The sequence below is a fragment of the Hwanghaeella sp. LZ110 genome (assembly GCF_048892525.1).
Classification (GTDB): domain Bacteria; phylum Pseudomonadota; class Alphaproteobacteria; order UBA8366; family Aestuariispiraceae; genus Pacificispira.
Genome location: NZ_JBLZHT010000102.1, coordinates 1 through 255 on the forward strand (window position 1 = coordinate 1; position 255 = coordinate 255).

At 51.8% G+C, this 255-nt stretch carries 1 protein-coding gene; it reads left to right on the forward strand.

Annotation, left to right across the window (positions count from 1 at the left end; translation table 11 throughout):
* The coding region (locus tag ACOSDM_RS20365; protein ID WP_420726360.1) for a hypothetical protein at positions 1-223 on the forward strand (223 nt) is incomplete at its 5' end.
* Positions 224-255 lie beyond the last annotated feature (32 nt).

Here is a 255-nt window from a genome sequence, read left to right on the forward strand (position 1 = left end):
ATCTGCTGCGCGGTCTGGGTCCCGCTCTGTCTATTGGGGCGGAGAAATCGGCTGGCGTGAAACAGACATTTATAAGGCCGATCTAATGCAGCCGGGAAATCAAATTTCCGGGCCTGCCTTGATTGAATTGTTTCGCACCACGGTGCCAATTTATCGCAACCAACTGGCCGACAAAGATGTGTTCGGGAATCTGGTTGTGACTGCGGCTTCTAAAGACAGATAGGACCCTGCGCGATGACACATCCCATTGAAGTT